Annotated in this window: 16 protein-coding genes and 1 pseudogene; 10 read left to right on the top strand and 7 right to left on the bottom strand. The window is 69.4% G+C overall.

Annotated features, from left to right (window positions below):
• The first annotated feature begins 165 nt into the window (after positions 1 to 165).
• From MJQ72_RS08725 to MJQ72_RS08710, 4 genes are all read left to right on the top strand, one after another.
• Positions 166 to 1641: an NAD(P)/FAD-dependent oxidoreductase gene (locus MJQ72_RS08725; protein WP_240598619.1), complete on the top strand. Its 1476-nt coding sequence runs from the start codon at positions 166 to 168 to the stop codon at positions 1639 to 1641.
• On the top strand, positions 1638 to 2681 hold the full coding sequence (locus MJQ72_RS08720; protein ID WP_240598618.1) for a hypothetical protein: 1044 nt from the start codon (positions 1638 to 1640) through the stop codon (positions 2679 to 2681). Before MJQ72_RS08725 ends, MJQ72_RS08720 begins: the two co-directional genes overlap by 4 nt.
• Before the next feature lie 28 nt (positions 2682 to 2709).
• A complete protein-coding gene (locus MJQ72_RS08715; RefSeq protein WP_125693492.1) occupies positions 2710 to 3315 on the top strand; it encodes a TetR/AcrR family transcriptional regulator in 606 nt (201 codons plus the stop codon).
• 124 nt (positions 3316 to 3439) lie between these two features.
• On the top strand, positions 3440 to 4168 hold the full coding sequence (locus MJQ72_RS08710; RefSeq protein WP_240598617.1) for a VanZ family protein: 729 nt from the start codon (positions 3440 to 3442) through the stop codon (positions 4166 to 4168).
• A gap of 10 nt (positions 4169 to 4178) precedes the next feature.
• On the opposite strand, the gene MJQ72_RS08705 is transcribed toward MJQ72_RS08710, so the two are convergent.
• A complete protein-coding gene (locus MJQ72_RS08705) occupies positions 4179 to 4634 on the bottom strand; it encodes a glycogen operon protein GlgX (protein ID WP_240598616.1) in 456 nt (151 codons plus the stop codon).
• An 87-nt stretch (positions 4635 to 4721) separates the two neighbouring features.
• Between MJQ72_RS08705 and MJQ72_RS08700 the strand changes: the two genes are divergently transcribed.
• The 3 genes from MJQ72_RS08700 to MJQ72_RS08690 are packed head-to-tail and all read left to right on the top strand — an operon-like array spanning position 4722 to position 7397.
• On the top strand, positions 4722 to 5447 hold the full coding sequence (locus MJQ72_RS08700) for a TetR family transcriptional regulator (RefSeq protein WP_240598615.1): 726 nt from the start codon (positions 4722 to 4724) through the stop codon (positions 5445 to 5447).
• A 52-nt stretch (positions 5448 to 5499) separates the two neighbouring features.
• Positions 5500 to 6741: a sensor histidine kinase gene (locus MJQ72_RS08695; RefSeq protein ID WP_240598614.1), complete on the top strand. Its 1242-nt coding sequence runs from the start codon at positions 5500 to 5502 to the stop codon at positions 6739 to 6741.
• A complete protein-coding gene (locus tag MJQ72_RS08690; protein WP_240598613.1) occupies positions 6738 to 7397 on the top strand; it encodes a response regulator transcription factor in 660 nt (219 codons plus the stop codon). The genes MJQ72_RS08695 and MJQ72_RS08690 overlap by 4 nt, the downstream gene beginning before the upstream one ends.
• 11 nt (positions 7398 to 7408) lie before the next feature.
• On the opposite strand, the gene MJQ72_RS08685 is transcribed toward MJQ72_RS08690, so the two are convergent.
• Complete coding sequence (locus tag MJQ72_RS08685) at positions 7409 to 8491, bottom strand: epoxide hydrolase family protein (RefSeq protein ID WP_240598612.1); 1083 nt, start codon at positions 8489 to 8491, stop codon at positions 7409 to 7411.
• A 95-nt stretch (positions 8492 to 8586) separates the two neighbouring features.
• Between MJQ72_RS08685 and MJQ72_RS08680 the strand changes: the two genes are divergently transcribed.
• A complete protein-coding gene (locus MJQ72_RS08680; RefSeq protein WP_240598611.1) occupies positions 8587 to 9051 on the top strand; it encodes a MarR family winged helix-turn-helix transcriptional regulator in 465 nt (154 codons plus the stop codon).
• On the opposite strand, the gene MJQ72_RS08675 is transcribed toward MJQ72_RS08680, so the two are convergent.
• Both MJQ72_RS08675 and MJQ72_RS08670 read right to left on the bottom strand, forming a co-directional pair.
• The gene (locus MJQ72_RS08675; RefSeq protein ID WP_240598610.1) at positions 9048 to 9923 is read right to left on the bottom strand and encodes a LysR substrate-binding domain-containing protein; all 876 of its coding nucleotides are present in this window, start codon (positions 9921 to 9923) and stop codon (positions 9048 to 9050) included. The genes MJQ72_RS08680 and MJQ72_RS08675 overlap by 4 nt on opposite strands.
• Before the next feature lie 52 nt (positions 9924 to 9975).
• Positions 9976 to 10731 (bottom strand): SDR family oxidoreductase, encoded by a 756-nt coding sequence (locus MJQ72_RS08670; protein WP_240598609.1) that lies wholly within the window; start codon positions 10729 to 10731, stop codon positions 9976 to 9978.
• A 151-nt stretch (positions 10732 to 10882) separates the two neighbouring features.
• Here MJQ72_RS08670 and MJQ72_RS08665 point away from each other — a divergent pair, with 151 nt between their 5' ends.
• Entirely contained in the window at positions 10883 to 12103 is a 1221-nt protein-coding gene (locus MJQ72_RS08665) for a hypothetical protein (RefSeq protein ID WP_240598608.1), read from the top strand.
• Here the strand turns inward: MJQ72_RS08665 and MJQ72_RS08660 are convergent.
• Positions 12100 to 12611, bottom strand: a pseudogene (locus MJQ72_RS08660) (CGNR zinc finger domain-containing protein). The gene MJQ72_RS08665 and the pseudogene MJQ72_RS08660 overlap by 4 nt on opposite strands.
• Positions 12612 to 12636: 25 nt before the next feature.
• On the opposite strand from MJQ72_RS08660, the gene MJQ72_RS08655 reads away from it, so the two are divergent.
• Positions 12637 to 12825: a hypothetical protein gene (locus tag MJQ72_RS08655; protein WP_240598607.1), complete on the top strand. Its 189-nt coding sequence runs from the start codon at positions 12637 to 12639 to the stop codon at positions 12823 to 12825.
• Positions 12826 to 12869: 44 nt separating this feature from the next.
• Here the strand turns inward: MJQ72_RS08655 and MJQ72_RS08650 are convergent, their stop codons facing one another.
• Together MJQ72_RS08650 and MJQ72_RS08645 are read right to left on the bottom strand one after the other, a co-directional pair.
• The gene (locus MJQ72_RS08650) at positions 12870 to 13295 is read right to left on the bottom strand and encodes a nucleoside deaminase (RefSeq protein ID WP_240598606.1); all 426 of its coding nucleotides are present in this window, start codon (positions 13293 to 13295) and stop codon (positions 12870 to 12872) included.
• Positions 13292 to 14161, bottom strand: a complete 870-nt coding sequence (locus MJQ72_RS08645; RefSeq protein WP_240598605.1) for an LLM class flavin-dependent oxidoreductase — start codon at positions 14159 to 14161, stop codon at positions 13292 to 13294. The genes MJQ72_RS08650 and MJQ72_RS08645 overlap by 4 nt, the downstream gene beginning before the upstream one ends.
• Positions 14162 to 14173 lie beyond the last annotated feature (12 nt).

Here is a 14173-nt window from a genome sequence, read left to right as displayed (position 1 = left end):
GAACGGTGCGCAAAGGTTGGCACCCGCTCAGCCTCCGGGGAGGCGGCGGTGACGTCGATGTCCTGCGGGGCAGACTCAGGGGCAGCCCTTGACAGCCTTCGGCGCCGTTCATACATTCATACAGCCAATGTCATTCTGTATGAATGACGCTGGGAGCTGGTCCGCATGCGACTCGGCAAGACCGCCGTCGTCCTCGGTGGCAGCGCCGCCGGACTCTGCACCGCGGGAGCGCTCGCCCCGTACTTCGACGAGGTCGTGGTGCTCGAACGCGACGAACTGCCCGCCGAGGCCGAACATCGGCGCGGGGTACCGCAGAGCAAGCATCCGCACTTCCTGCTGAATTCGGGCCGCCGCGCGATCGGCGCGCTGTTCCCCGGCTTCGAAGACGACCTCGTCGCCGCCGGCGGACTGCATCTGATGCCGTCCATGGACGCGGCGTACCTCGACGGAAAGGGCTGGTCGGCGCGGAAACGCAGTGCGATGACGATGATCTACGGCTCTCGGATCCTCATCGAACGCGTGCTGCGCGACAAGGTCCGAAGTCTGCCGAACGTCGCGATCCGCGAGGGCGTGTCGGTGACCGGGCTGACCACACGGGCGGGCGTCGTCACCGGCGTCGGCTTCTCCGCTGACGACGGCGCCGAACACCTCGACGCCGACTTCGTGGTCGACGCGATGGGCCGCGGTTCCTCGGTCGCCGCCTGGCTGGTGGCCGCGGGCTGGCCCGAACCGGAAGTGCGGACCCTCGACGCCAAGGTCACCTATACCTCGCGCTGGTACGACCTGCCCTCACCCGAAGACCGGCCGCCGTCCTGGTGGTGGCGGCATCTGGTGATCATGCCGACCCCCGACAAGGGCGCGCATCCGGACGAGCACGAGTTCCTGGTGAACTTCTTCCCGATCGAGGACAACCGTGTCATCGCGTGCATGGGCTCGTGGGGCCTCGAAATGCCACGGACCACCGAGGCGTTCGTCGAGTCGGCCCGCCGGGTGCGGGCGCCGTTGTTCGCGGCCGCGATGGACCGGTCCACCCCGACCTCCGAGGTGCATCTGACCCGCTCCACCGGGAACAAGTGGCGCCGCTACGACCGGCTCCGCACCCCGCCGGAACGCCTGGCGTTCGTCGGCGACTCGATCTGCGCGTTCAACCCGTTCTACGCGCAGGGCATCAGCTCCGCCGCGGGTTCGGCGCTGCTGTTGCGCGAACACCTTTCCCGCGCCGTACGGCTCGGCCCGGAGTTCACCGCACGATTCCTTGCCGCGCAACGAAAGCTGCTCAACGTACCGTGGAGCCTGGCGATGGCAAGGGATCAGGGATACGCCTGCGCGGTGGGCACCGAGAAGGCGCCCGAGTGGAAGCGACGGCTGCTCGAAGCCGTGTCCGGCCCGGCCTTCAGGCTCATCGTCGGTGCCGCCCGCGAAGACGACGTCGTCGACGAGCACTTCGCGAAGGTGTTCAACCTCGACGAATCGCTGCGAGACATGATGACGAACCCGCGGGTGATCGCGGGCCTCCTGCGCTATCGGATCCGGGCTGCGCTGGGACGGCACCGTGTCCCGTTCGACTTCGACGCCCAGGCCGAACCACCGGTCACGGACTACTCGCCGAAAAGCGCCGTCCAGCCGGCGATCTCCCGATGAGCGCCCTGTGCGGGACGGACGCGGAAGCCGTCACCCGAGGGCTCGGCTTCGACTGCCATGACGTCTCCCCGTGGTTCTCGATCCGCGCGCCGTGGGCGGAGGCTCATTGGACGATGCCGCTGCTGGAACTGCTCGTCCTCGGCGGAGCCGTGTTCGCGCTGGTGCACGCCGTCCGGCGGCACCGCCAGGGAGACTCGACGAACCTGGCGCTGTGGTGCGCTTCGCTGGTCTACCTCTTCGTCATCGAACCGCCGTTGTACTTCCCGGAGTGGTTCGGCCTGGAACGCCAGTACGGTTTCATCTTCGCGCACAACCGGTTCACCGTGCAGTTCATGTGGGATCGGCTGCCGCTCTACATCGTGGCGTTCTACCCGATGATCAGTCAGCTCGCCTACGAACTCGTCCGGTCGCTCGGGATCTTCCGCGCCCGTGGCGCCCTGATCGGGTCGGTGGCCGTCGCCTTCGCCTGCCAGGTCTTCTACGAGGTCTTCGATCACCTCGGCCCGCAAGTGAAATGGTGGGCCTGGAACGGGAACAACCGCATCGTCAATCACCCGTCGCTGGATTCGGTGCCCATGACCAGCATGCTGCTCTTCGCGTCCGTGTCGATGGGCGCCATGACCTATCTGGTGGTGCGGCTGGCGGGCGGAGCGCGGCGAGGATGGTCGCTGGTGGCGCGCATCGTGGCGGCCGGGGTCCTCACCCCGCTGAGCATGGCGATCGCCGGACTCCCGTCGAGCCTCTTCGACGGGAACGTGACCGCTCAGGCCTGGATCCTCGGCGCCGAGCTGGCCCTGCTGTGGCTGGCCGGCATCTGGATCTTCGTCCGGAATAGCCGTCCCGAAGAGCCTTTGGCGCCCTTCGCCCGGTTCTATCCCGCTGTCTTCCTGGGTGGGATGGCCGTGTTCTGGGTTGGCGCCGTCATCGAGAACGGCACCTCGGTCGGGAGTGGCCTGTACGCCCTGGCCTGCTTCGTGGCCGCCGGGTCGATGCTGGCCGCGCTCTATCGCGTGCGCCGCGCGGCACCTGCCACCGCCTGAGATTCTCCGTTCGGGGAAGATGAGGCGCATGGGGCACCACGGATGGCGGGGGAACCCGCCCGGAACGGAGCGCGAGGCGCGCCGCCGGATCGTCGAGGCGGCGACGGCGTGCATCGACCGGGTCGGCCTCGCCAAGACCAGCCTCTCCGACGTCGCCGCGGAAGCGGGCGTGACCCGGCAGACCGTCTATCGCTACTTCCCGAGCCTCGCGGACATCCTCAGCGCGGTCGCGCTGGACCGGGTCGAGGAGTTCGCCGGGCGGATGGAACGGCATCTGGCCACGTTCGCCGACCCCGCCGAAGTCGCCGTGGAATCGGTGGTGTTCGGCGTCCGCGCGGTCCCCGACGAGCCGTACCTCGGACTGCTCCTGAAAGCGGGCGAGGCCGACGTCTTCACCGTCGCGGTCACCTCGGCGCAGTCGTTCGCGCTCGGCGCGCGGATCCTCCGGAACGTGCCGGTCGACTGGGCGGCGGTGGGCGTCACGACCGACGAGGACTTCGAGGGGCTCGCCGAAATGCTGATGCGGCTGTTCCTGTCGTTCCTGCAGTACCCCTCGACGCCGGCGCACACCGACGAGCGATTGCGTTCCATGGTCCGCCGCTGGATCGGCCCCGCGCTGACCGCACGGCCGTGACAATCGAAGTCTGTGAAGTATCAACGCGGATGGTAGTAATTCACCGACAATAGCCGGGGTTCTTGTCTGGCCTTCACGATGCTGCCACCCTCGCCGAAGACGATCATCGGCGAAAGGGGAGTGCATGGGCTGGTGGTGGCAGGCGTTCTTCGACGCCGCACCGTGGTCGCTGCTCGTCGCCGCGGCCGGTGCGGGCGTCGCCGAATTCATCGCGCGGCTGAGCGGAAAACGGCGTGGCCTAGTCGTGGTCGCACTGGATTTCGCTTTACTGGCAACACTTTTGGCGACAATCCTGGTCGTTTTCGTGCCGGCGCCGACGGCGGCACGAGGTTCGTCGGTGAGTCTTCACCTGCTGGCGGACGTCCTGCCCGTCTTCAGCGATCGTCCGGAACTCGCGTTGTTCCAATTGGCGGGCAACGTCTTCCTGCTGACACCGCTCGCGATCCTGCTGCCCGTGCGGTTCGGCTGGGCGAAGCCCGTTTCGCGGATCGTCCTGTCGGCGTTCCTGGTGTCCGTGTCGATCGAATGTCTTCAGGTCTGGCAGGACGCCGGCCGCGTGGGTTCGCTGGACGACGTCCTGTGCAACACGGCGGGAGCCGCGCTCGCGGCCTGGTGCGGAAGCCGGTGGCATGGCCGGACGGCGACGGCGGGCAGTGTCCGCGTGTGGCACCGATCGGGGATCGAGGTCCGGCGTTCCGGTGTCGCGCACGCACGCCGCGGGCAGCGGCTGATCGGCCGCGTGACCTTGAGCGACCTGCCACCGTTGGCCGAAGGCGCGACCCTCGAGATCACCCTGTCCGAATCGGACGGTGGCGCCCTCCTCGTTTCCGCGCAGGCTTCGGTGGCGGCGTGAACCGCGAGCGCTACCTCGGCCGGACGGCGGCGAGGACCGCGTCCAGGCTGGGAAGCCAGCGCTGCCGGGGATCCGGCGCCGAGAGCCATTCCGCGTGGGCCTCGGCGCGCCCGGCGTCGGCGGGGAGAGGGAGCAGCGTGCCCCAGGCGAGTACTTCGACGTGCTGCGGCAGGGAGATCCGAGGAGGGATCAGGCCGTCGATCTCCGCGAGGATGGCCACGCGCGGACCCTGCTGGGTCAGCACCGCCATGGCGGGACCTCCGCAACCGGTGTCGGCGAGCCGGGCGAGGACTTCCGTGCCGTTGATCTTGGGCAGGGTCACCGCGCAGATCCCGCCTTCCAGTACCAGGAACGGCTGCGGGCCCCGCCATTTCAGTGACCAGCCGAAGAGTCGGCCGTAGAAGGCGTCGCCGCGGGGGCGGATCGAGCGTGACTCGACCGGAAGCACTTGGTGGTCCAGCGACATCGTCGGCGCCTTCCGAACGGGGAGTGGGGACTCGGCACAGCCTAACGGCACTCAGTGCCACTAGCAAGTGGCTGCTACCGTCCCGCTATGACCGATTCGCCGCGCCGAGCGCCGGTGACCCGAGCCGGCGCCACCCCCGCGGGGAGGCGCAAACTGCGCCGCGCGCTCGCCGCGGCGGCCGTGGACCTGTTCGTGGCCAAGGGGTACGAGGCCACCACGGTGGACGAGATCGCGGCCGCCGCGGGAGTCGGCCGCCGGACGTTCTTCCGGTACTTCGACGCCAAGGACGACGTGCTCTTCGCCAACCACGACGAGATCGTGGCCGAGATGGAGGAGACGTTCGCCGCCGCGGACCCGGATCGCGACCCGGTGGAGGTGGCTTGTGCCGCCGTCGGCCTGGTCCTCGACTCCTACGCCGCGGAACTCGACGTATCGCTCAAGCGGTTCACCCTGACGCGCACGGTTCCTTCCTTGCGGGACAAGGAAGTCGCGACCGTCGATCGGTACCAGCGCGTGCTCGCCCGCTACCTGCGGGCGCGTTTCACGGAGCAGGGCGACGAGACGGCGAGCCTGAGGGCGGCGGTGGCCGCCGCGGCGATCGCGGCCGCGAACAACCATGTGCTGCGGCGCTGGCTGCGCAGCGGCGGCCAGGACGACATCGCCGCCAGCGCGGCGGAGGCCTTCGCGCTGGTGATCGACGCGTTCAGGGTCGAAGAGCCCGCGGACGAAACGACGGTGGTGGCGGTGATGACCACGGCGACGCCCCTGCACGCCGTCATCGCCAAGGTCAACGCCGCCTTGACCGAGCCGTAGGCACATCTGGCACTCAGTGCCACGGGTCGATCCGACGGTAGGGTGACGCCTGATGATCGACCGACAGCGCCTGCGGGTGTGGCGGGCCGCCCTGCGGTACACGGCCTACGCCGGAACGGACGCCCCGCCGAAGCGCTCGGCGGGGCTGCGCTGGCTGCGCGCGCTCGCGATCGTCGGTTGTGGACTGTGGGCGGGTTTCGTCACGTTCTCGACGGTTTCGGTACCGCCGCCCGTGAAGACGTTCAACGTCCTCATCTCCGTGCTGCCGTGCCTGCTGGCGGTGCGCTCGCCGCTGTGGGGATGGCGCCTCCTGATCCTCGGGATCGTGAGCACGCCGCCGACCTTGCCCGGTATCGCCGGATCGTGGGGCTGGCCATGGGCGCCGGGTTTCGCGGTCACCGCGGCACTCGTCTTCTACCTGGTGGGGGAGAGCAACGATCAGCCGGAACTCACCTGGGCCGGGCTGATCTCGTTCGGTGCCGCGACCCCCTTCCTCGACGACTGGCGCGACGCGGCGTTGCTCGTGCTGCTGGGCGGGATCCTCTTCTTTCTCGGCAACACGGTGCGTCAGCGCAAGCTCGCCGAAGAAGAACGCGCGGCGCAACAGGAACGTAGGCTCGCCGAGGAGACCCGGGCGGCCCTGCTGGAGGAACGCGCGGGAATCGCCCGGGAGCTGCACGACGTGGTCGCGCACCACATGTCCGTGCTCGCCCTGCGCGCCGACTCGGCGCGGTTCCGGTTCGCGGAGCACGACAAGGCCGATCGTGAGGCCGAAATCTGGCGGGAGTTCGCCGATCTCGCCGGCACCGCCCGCGAGGGCCTGACCGAGCTGCGCAGGCTGCTCGGGGTGCTGCGGTCCGAGGAGCACGTGCCGGCGGTCGCTCCGCAGCCGGGATTGGGCAAGGTGGTCGAACTCGTCGAAGGGGTCAAGGCCGCCGGCACCGCTTGTGAGCTCGACCTGCGCGGCGACCTCGACACCGTTCCGGTCGGGGTCGCCTTGTCGGTGTTCCGGATCGTGCAGGAGGCCCTCAGCAACGCTATCCAGCACGCGCCCGGAGCGGCCATCGCAGTCGAACTCACGGCCGGTCCGGAGCAGGTCCGGCTGCGTATCGACAACGGCCCCGGCGACGGTCCGAAGAGGACGGAGCAGCTGCGAAGCGGGCACGGTCTGGTGGGGATGCGGGAGCGGGCCGCTATGCTCGCGGCCGATCTTGACACAGGGGAGCGCGCGGACGGCGGGTTCCGCGTCGCACTGACCGTTCCGCTCGATCGTGAGGGGCGCCTGGAACCGTGATCTCGGTGGTCATCGCCGACGACCAGACCATGGTCCGGCAGAGTTTCCGCGCGGTGCTCGACGCGCAGCACGACATCCGGGTGGTCGGGGAGGCCGCGGACGGGAACGCCGCCGTCGCGCTGTGCACCGAACTCGAACCGGATGTCGTGCTGATGGACGTCCGCATGCCCGATCTCGACGGTCTCGAGGCGACCCGGCGGATCGTGGCGGGCCTGCCGGAGGTCCGCGTGCTGATCCTCACCACCTTCGACATCGACGAGTACGTGTTCGGCGGGCTGCGGGCGGGCGCCAGCGGCTTCCTCCTGAAGGATTCGCCGCTGGACGACCTGGTCACCGCCGTCCGGGTGGTGTCCGCGGGCAACGCGCTGTTCGCGCCGACGATCACCAGGCGGCTGATCGGTGAGTTCACCCGCGCACACGCCCCGGCGCACGCGGGTCGTTCCAGCGTGGCCGAGCTGACCGCGCGCGAGACGGAAGTGCTCAGGCTGGTCGCGCGCGGCCTGTCCAACGCGGAGATCGCCGAAGCGCTGGTGATCGCGGAGCAGACGGCGAAATCCCACGTCAGCAGGGTTTTCGCCAAACTCGGTGTCCGTGATCGCGCGCAGGCGGTCGTGGTCGCGTACGAGGCCGGGCTCGTCGTGCCGGGAAACTCCTGAAACCGGCGCGACTACTCGGCGAGGCCGAGAAAGAAGTCCCGGACGTCCGCGGCGAGCAGGTCCGGAACCTCCATGGCGGCGAAGTGACCACCGCGTTCGAATTCCGACCAGTGCCTGATGTCGAACAGCCGCTCGGCGAGCGGACGCACCGATCGAGTGATGTCGTGCGGGAGGACGGCCACACCGACCGGCACACGACAGGGGACGTTCACCTTTCCGGCGTCGTGGTGCAGCCGCGCGGACGAGGCCGCGGTGGCGGTCAGCCAGTACAGCGAGATGTCGGTGAGCATGCGGTCGTCGTCGACCGGTGTGCGTGGGTCCGTCCACTGCGCGAAACGCTCGGCGATCCACGCCAGCTGGCCGACCGGCGAGTCGGTCAACGCGTAGCCGATGGTCTGCGGGGTGGCTGCCTGCAAAGCCTGATACGGCGGACGACTCGCCATGAGCTGCTTCACCTTCGCTAGGCGGGCTTCGTCCTCTTCGGACAGTTCGAGGCCGGCGTCGGGATCCGGCCTGGTCGGCAGGTAGTTCACGTGCACGCCGACGACGTGTTGCGGTGCCACCGCGCCGAGTGCTGTCGAGATGCCTGAGCCGAAGTCGCCGCCTTGGGCGCCGTAACGCTCGTAGCCGAGGCGGCGCATCAGCTCGGCCCAGGCCCGCGCGATCCGCTCGACGCTCCAGCCGCGTTCCAGGGTCGGCCCCGAGAAGCCGTAGCCAGGGATCGAGGGGATCACGAGGTGGAAATCGCGTGACAGCGGCTCGATCATGCCCAGGAACTCCAAGAACGAGCCGGGCCATCCGTGGGTGAGCACCAGCGCGAGCGCGTCCGGATTCGCCGACCGGACGTGCACGAAGTGGATGTCCTGGCCTTCGATCTCGGTGATGAAATGCGGCAGCTCGTTGAGTTCGGCCTCGTGGGCGCGCCAGTCGTAGCCGGTTCGCCAGTATTCGGCGAGTTCTCTGAGCCGGGCGAGCGGGAATCCGTAGTCCGAGCCCGCGTCGGCGACCTCGTTGGGCCAGCGGGTGCGGGCCAGCCGGTCGGCGAGGTCGTCGAGGTCGGCCTGGGGGATGTCGATGCGGAAGGGCTTGATCACGGCGTGATCTCCTCGCTTTGTTGAGTCACTAAACGTTTGGTGACCCAACGATACCGCAATCGTTCGGGCGCCCAACGATTCGTTAGACTCATCACATGGACGACCCCGCACAGGAGCCGCGTGGCGGCTGGCGAAAGCTGCCGAGCTGGCTGCTCACGCAGACCGCGAACCACGCGCATCGCCTGGTGACCGACGGGTTCTCCGCGGTCGACGCCCGCGGCTACCACTACCGGGTGCTGGCGACGCTGGACGAGTTCGGGCCCGCAAGCCAGGCGGCGCTGGGCCGCTTGAGCGGCATCCACGTGAGCGAGATGGTCGCGACGATCAACGAGCTCGCCGAGCGCGAACTGGTCCAGCGTGCCCCGGATCCGGCTGACCGGCGGCGCAACGTCGTCTCGCTGACCACGGCGGGCAAGCGGCAGCTGCGGAGGCTGGAGAAACAGCTGGCCGAACGCCAGGACGAACTACTGGCACCACTGTCTTCCGACGAGCGGAAGCGGTTCACCGCCCTGCTTTCGAAGCTGCTGGAACACCACGACCGGCGCAGCGGCGAGGTCTAGAACCCCTGGGCGGAAGCCAAGAACGCCTGGCGGGCGTCGGAAGTGCTGTGCTGTGGCCAAAGGGCCTGCAGGGGTACGTGCACGGCCGGGTGCAGTTCCCGGACGACGACGGCCCCGCCCGCGGCCGGACCGGGTGGCGCGGTCACGAAGGCGACCCCTTCGGTGTCGAGGACGGCGGTGACCGGTGGCGTTCCCTGGATGGGGTTGCGGTGGACGCGTGGTTCGAATCCCGCGTCGCGGCAGAGGTTGACGAGCAGATCGGTGTACCCGGACCGGCCGGGGTGGCCCCAGACGGTGATCTCTTCGCCGTCGAGGTCGCTCAACCCGAGGTCCTCGCGGTCGGCGAGCCGATGGCCGGCGGCGACGGCCACGTTGAGCCGCTGCCGGATCAGCGTGGTCCCGACCAGGCCGTGCGCGAGGGTCAGCGCACGGCCGAGGCCGAGATCCAGCTGCCCGCCGAGCAATTGCGCGATGAGTTCGTCGGGGTAGCGCTGGTTGACGTCGATGACGAGCCCGGGGTCGGTCTGGTGTTTGCGCAGCAGGGCGGTGACCTCGTCGCCGGTGACGGCGGGCGTATGGCCGACGCGGAGCCGTTCCGGTTCGCTCCGGCCGATGCGGCGGGCACGCTGGACGGCGGAGTCGGCGATGCCGTGCAGGAGGTGGGCGTCGGCGATCAAGGCCTGCCCGGCGGGGAGCACGGTGACCCCGGTGGCGCTTCGCTCGAGCAGGGGGACGCCGACCTCCCGCTCGAGCGTGCGCACCGAGGTCGAGAGCGCCTGCTGGCTCAGGTGCAGCCGGGCCGCCGCGCGGGTGAAGCTGCCTTCTTCGGCGACGGCGATGAGGTGGTTCAGCTTGTACAGGTCCAGACCCACCCCGGGGCTCCCCTTCCGTGTCCGGTCTACGGCGTCTTGGCCAGGGTAAGGGTCAGCGCGTGGTGTAGCCGCCGTTCGGGAACATCGTCTGGCCGGTGAACCAGCCGCCGTCGGTGGCCAGGAAGCGGATGATCGGCACGATGTCCTCGATCTTCGTCAGCCGTCCGCCCTTGGCCTGGGACTTGTGGAATTCGACCCGCTCGGGGGTTTCCTGCGGGTAGAAGAACGGCGTGTCCATCGGGCCGGGTGCGACGACGTTGACCGAGATGCCGCGGTCGGCGAACTCCTTGGCGGCCGCCCTCGTGAAGTGCTCCAGCGGGGCTTTGCCGCCGGCGTAGGTGGAGTAGCCGTCGGTGAAGGCAGCCAGCAGTGAGGTGCCGAGGCTGATGATCTTGCCGTTGTCGGACAGGCGCCGTCCGGCTTCCTGGATGAAGAAGTAGGCGGCCTTCGCGTTGACCGCGAACATGCGGTCGTAATCCTCTTCGGTGGTTTCGAGGATCGGCTTGCGCAGGACCATGCCGGTGGTGTTGACCGCGATGTCGGCGCCGCCGAAGGTGTCGACGGCGGTGTCGAAGAGGCGGCGGACGTCGGCGACCTTCGTCAGGTCGCCTTGGACGGCGACGGCTTCGGAGCCGGCGCCACGGACGGCCTCGACGGTCTTCTCGGCGTCGGCCGCGGAGGCGTCGCCGTGGTAGTGGACGACGACCTTGGCACCGGCTTCGCCGAGCGTGGTGGAGAGGAGCCCGCCGAGGTTCTTCGCGCCGCCGGCGATGATCGCCACGGTTCCGTTCAGGTTCTGTTCGCTCATGACTTCGACCGTAGGAGCCGGGGGCAGTGCCTGGGAAACACAAGATCGAGGTGGGGTCACAAGCCGGGTTTGTGGGCTTTCCCACCCGCGCGGACCTGGGAATCTTCGGGATCGAACGGCGAGATGACTTCGCATTGTGGACACTCTGATCGTGCTCCGAGAAGTCGACGACCTTGATCAGCCCGCCGCCCCCGAGGAGGCGCCCCGGCAGGGGCGTCCGGCGCGTGTGTTCGAGAGAGTCCTCGACAGACTGGCTCGGTCGCCTTATCCCAGGGCGATCCTGCTGTATCTCGTGATCCGCACGGCGAGCGTCCAGTTGCTCGATCTGCTGGCCGCCCGGCGCGGGGCGACGTTGACCGATCGGCTGACCGCGTGGGACGGGCAGTGGTACCTGCGGCTGGCGGTGCACGGGTACGCGGATCTGCCGGGAACGCTGGACGCGGCGCGGCAGCCGTACGCGGACGCGCCGATGGCGTTCTTCCCGTTGTATCCGAAGCTCGTCGGCGCGGTGATGTGGCTCGGGCCAGATGTCGTGACGGCGGCGTTGACGGTGTCGGTGCTGGCCGGTCTGGTTCTGGCGTGCGGGCTGGTCCGGATCGGGCGGGCGGTGTCGCCGGATCGGGGTGACCGGACCGGGCTGTTGCTGGTGGCGTTGTGGGCCGGGGCGCCGATGGCGATCGTGTTCTCGATGGCCTACACGGAGGCGGTGTTCTGCGCGTTCGCCGTGTGGGCGCTGGTGGGTGTGCTGGAGCGGCGCTGGATGCTGGCCGGTCTGTGCGCCTTCGCGGCCGGGTTGTCGAGGTCGACGGCCGTGGTGCTGGTCGCGGTGGTCGTCGTGGCGGCGTTGATCGAGGTCTTCCGTCGTGACGGGAAACGCTGGTGGGCGCTGGCGGGGGCGGTGATCGCTCCGTTGGGGGTCGCGGGATACCTGGGGTTCGTCGCGTACCGGACGGGGAGTTGGACCGGCTGGCAGGACATCGAGCTGCGGGGCTGGAACACCGAGTTCGACTTCGGTGCGGAGACCGTGGATTCGGTGCTGGCGCGATTGACCGGGGACGAGTCGGTGTTCAGCACGCTGACGGTGCTGTTGCTGCTGGGTGCGGTGGCGCTGGCGCTGGCGGCGGTGTTCATCCGGGTGCCGTGGCCGTTGACGCTGTATGGGGCCGGGGTGCTGTTGCTCGCCATCGGCACACGGGGGCTGCCGGACGCGAAGATCCGGTTCATCCTGCCCGCCTTCCCGGTGCTGGTGCCCATCGCGATCGGGTTGTCGAAGCGGCGGACGGCGACGGCGGTGGCGGCCGCGGTGGCCTGGGTGGTGCTGGGCGCGTGGTTCTCGGCGCATGCCCTGACGGCGTGGCGGTACGCGATCTAAGACGCTTGCCGGTTGCGGTGGTCGGCGACGTGGACCCTGGTCGCGCAACGGGTCGAGCAGAAACGGCGGCGGCCGTTACGCGAGACGTCGACGTACACGGTTTCGCAGCCTTCGCGTGAGCAGACGCCGAAGCGGTCCGGCGCGTCGCAGACGAGGTGGGCGAGTCCCCGGCGGTGTAGGCCCGGACCCGCGGCGTGGTGCCTGCCTCCGCGTCGACGTAGTGCAGGTGGGGCGCTTTGCCGTCGTGGGTGGAGATGTAGGGCTTGGACGCGGAGTCGTGGAGAAGCCCGTTGACCAGGTCGACGCGGGCGGCCGGGTCGGCTTCGAAGACGCGCCGGAGTCTCTTGGTCCAAGCGATGATCTCGGTGGCTTCGTGGTCCTGTACGGCGTCGACGGTCATGCGGTCCCGGAAGATCGCGGTGAGCGTGGCCGGGCCGGCGGCGTCGCCGAGGTTGACCAGTTCGGCGGCGATCTGCGCGGCGGCCCCGCCGTAAGGGTTGAAGTGCATTGACTCATTACAGCACCATCGGGGCATGGAAGCGAACAAGTGCCCGCGGTGCGGCTGGCCGCTGGCCGAACTGCCTGGAAGCGCGACGACGTCCCAGCGGGTCTCGCAGGGGAGGCTGGAGTACGTCCGGTGCCTGTGTGGGAGCTGGCTGGCGCGGGTGGACGGCGTGGTGATCGGGGCGACGAGGTCCCAGCTGGGGTCGGTGACGGGCTGAAGGCTCCCTTCGCCGCATCGGATGCGGCGAAGGGAGCCTTCAGCTCAGGTGTAGTAGCCCTCGACGGGGACACGGGCCTCGTCGTACAACGCCGGACCCTGCAGGCGAACCGGCGGCGCGGTGGCCGGCGGCTTGAGCGCGGTGACCTGTTCGCCGGAAAGGGCGAACACGACCCGTCCCAGGCCGGAGCGTTCGATGGCGCCTTGGCACATCCCGCACGGCTGGCAGCTGGTGTACATCGTGGTCGCCGCGGCGACGGCGGGTTCGAGTTCGCGCGCGGCCCATACGGCGAGCTTCAGCTCCGGGTGCAGGCTGATATCCGATTGGGACACCGTGGTGTTGTGATCCTCGGCCAGCACCGCCCCGTCGGGGCCGACGAGCAGTGAGCCGAAGGGCGGGTCGCCGTCCTCGCGGGACTTCGCGGCCAGCTCGATGGCGCGGCGGAGGAACTTCTCGTCTTCGTCGGTCATGGTCGGTCCTGTTCGGTTCGGTAGCGGCCCAGTTCCCAGTGCGCCGCCACGGTCGCCAATGCCTGCCAGGCGGCTTCCGGGCGGAGGGTCTCGTCGGGATCGCCGGAGAACGGGTCGAGTACGACCGTCTCGGCGCCGAGGTGGCGAAGCCGGTCGAGGTCGTCGACGATCTGCTCGATCGTGCCTTCCCCGGCGGCGCGGCCGGGTGTGGTGACCGGGCGTTCGGTGACGTTCAGCAGGATCCGCGGCGCGAACGCGGGGACCGGCCGGTCGTGCGCGTCGGCGATGGTCTTGACCCTGGTGAGCGCTTCGGTGAGCCAGGGCAGCGTGGCCCGGAGCGGATGCCAAGCGTCCCCGACCCGGACGGCGCGGCGGATCCCGGCGTCACTGTTGCCGCCGACCCAGATCGGGATGTGCCCGGCGCGGTAGTCGGCGTCGTCGGCCCAGGCCTTCCGGACGGCGTCGAGGTGGTCGTCGGTCAGCCGTCCCCGCTTCTCGAACGGGACGTCGAGCGCCTCGAACTCCTGACGCGCCCAGCCGGACGCGACGCCGAGCACGAGCCGTCCGCCGCTGAGCTGGTTCAGATTCGCGGCCATGCGGGCGATCAGCAGCGGGTGCCGGTACGGGACGATGAGCACGGTGGTGCCCAGCCGGATCCGGTCCGTCACGCCGGCGAGCCACGACAGCGTCGTGAACGGTTCGTAGAACGGCGCCGGGTACTGCTCGGCGACGTCGGGGGTGATGGCGACGTGGTCGGACACCATGAGCAGGTCGTAGCCGAGGCCTTCGACCGTGGTGGCCCAGCCGCGAAGGATCCCGGGGTCGGTCCCCGGTCCGAAGTTCGGGACGTTGACACCTATTCGCACAGGTCAAGGCTA

Source organism: Amycolatopsis sp. EV170708-02-1, assembly GCF_022479115.1.
Lineage (GTDB): Bacteria > Actinomycetota > Actinomycetes > Mycobacteriales > Pseudonocardiaceae > Amycolatopsis.
The sequence above is the reverse complement of the archived record's forward strand: the minus strand, read 5'-3'. Positions and strand labels throughout refer to the sequence as shown.

Coding starts and splice junctions, on each gene's coding strand:
- MJQ72_RS08650 (WP_240598606.1), bottom strand. CDS start 13,295: ATGACCGACGAAGACGAGAAGTTCCTCCGCCGCGCCATCGAGCTGGCC.
- MJQ72_RS08725 (WP_240598619.1), top strand. CDS start 166: ATGCGACTCGGCAAGACCGCCGTCGTCCTCGGTGGCAGCGCCGCCGGA.
- MJQ72_RS08720 (WP_240598618.1), top strand. CDS start 1,638: ATGAGCGCCCTGTGCGGGACGGACGCGGAAGCCGTCACCCGAGGGCTC.
- MJQ72_RS08655 (WP_240598607.1), top strand. CDS start 12,637: ATGGAAGCGAACAAGTGCCCGCGGTGCGGCTGGCCGCTGGCCGAACTG.
- MJQ72_RS08710 (WP_240598617.1), top strand. CDS start 3,440: ATGGGCTGGTGGTGGCAGGCGTTCTTCGACGCCGCACCGTGGTCGCTG.
- MJQ72_RS08700 (WP_240598615.1), top strand. CDS start 4,722: ATGACCGATTCGCCGCGCCGAGCGCCGGTGACCCGAGCCGGCGCCACC.
- MJQ72_RS08705 (WP_240598616.1), bottom strand. CDS start 4,634: ATGTCGCTGGACCACCAAGTGCTTCCGGTCGAGTCACGCTCGATCCGC.
- MJQ72_RS08670 (WP_240598609.1), bottom strand. CDS start 10,731: ATGAGCGAACAGAACCTGAACGGAACCGTGGCGATCATCGCCGGCGGC.
- MJQ72_RS08680 (WP_240598611.1), top strand. CDS start 8,587: ATGGACGACCCCGCACAGGAGCCGCGTGGCGGCTGGCGAAAGCTGCCG.
- MJQ72_RS08715 (WP_125693492.1), top strand. CDS start 2,710: ATGGGGCACCACGGATGGCGGGGGAACCCGCCCGGAACGGAGCGCGAG.
- MJQ72_RS08695 (WP_240598614.1), top strand. CDS start 5,500: ATGATCGACCGACAGCGCCTGCGGGTGTGGCGGGCCGCCCTGCGGTAC.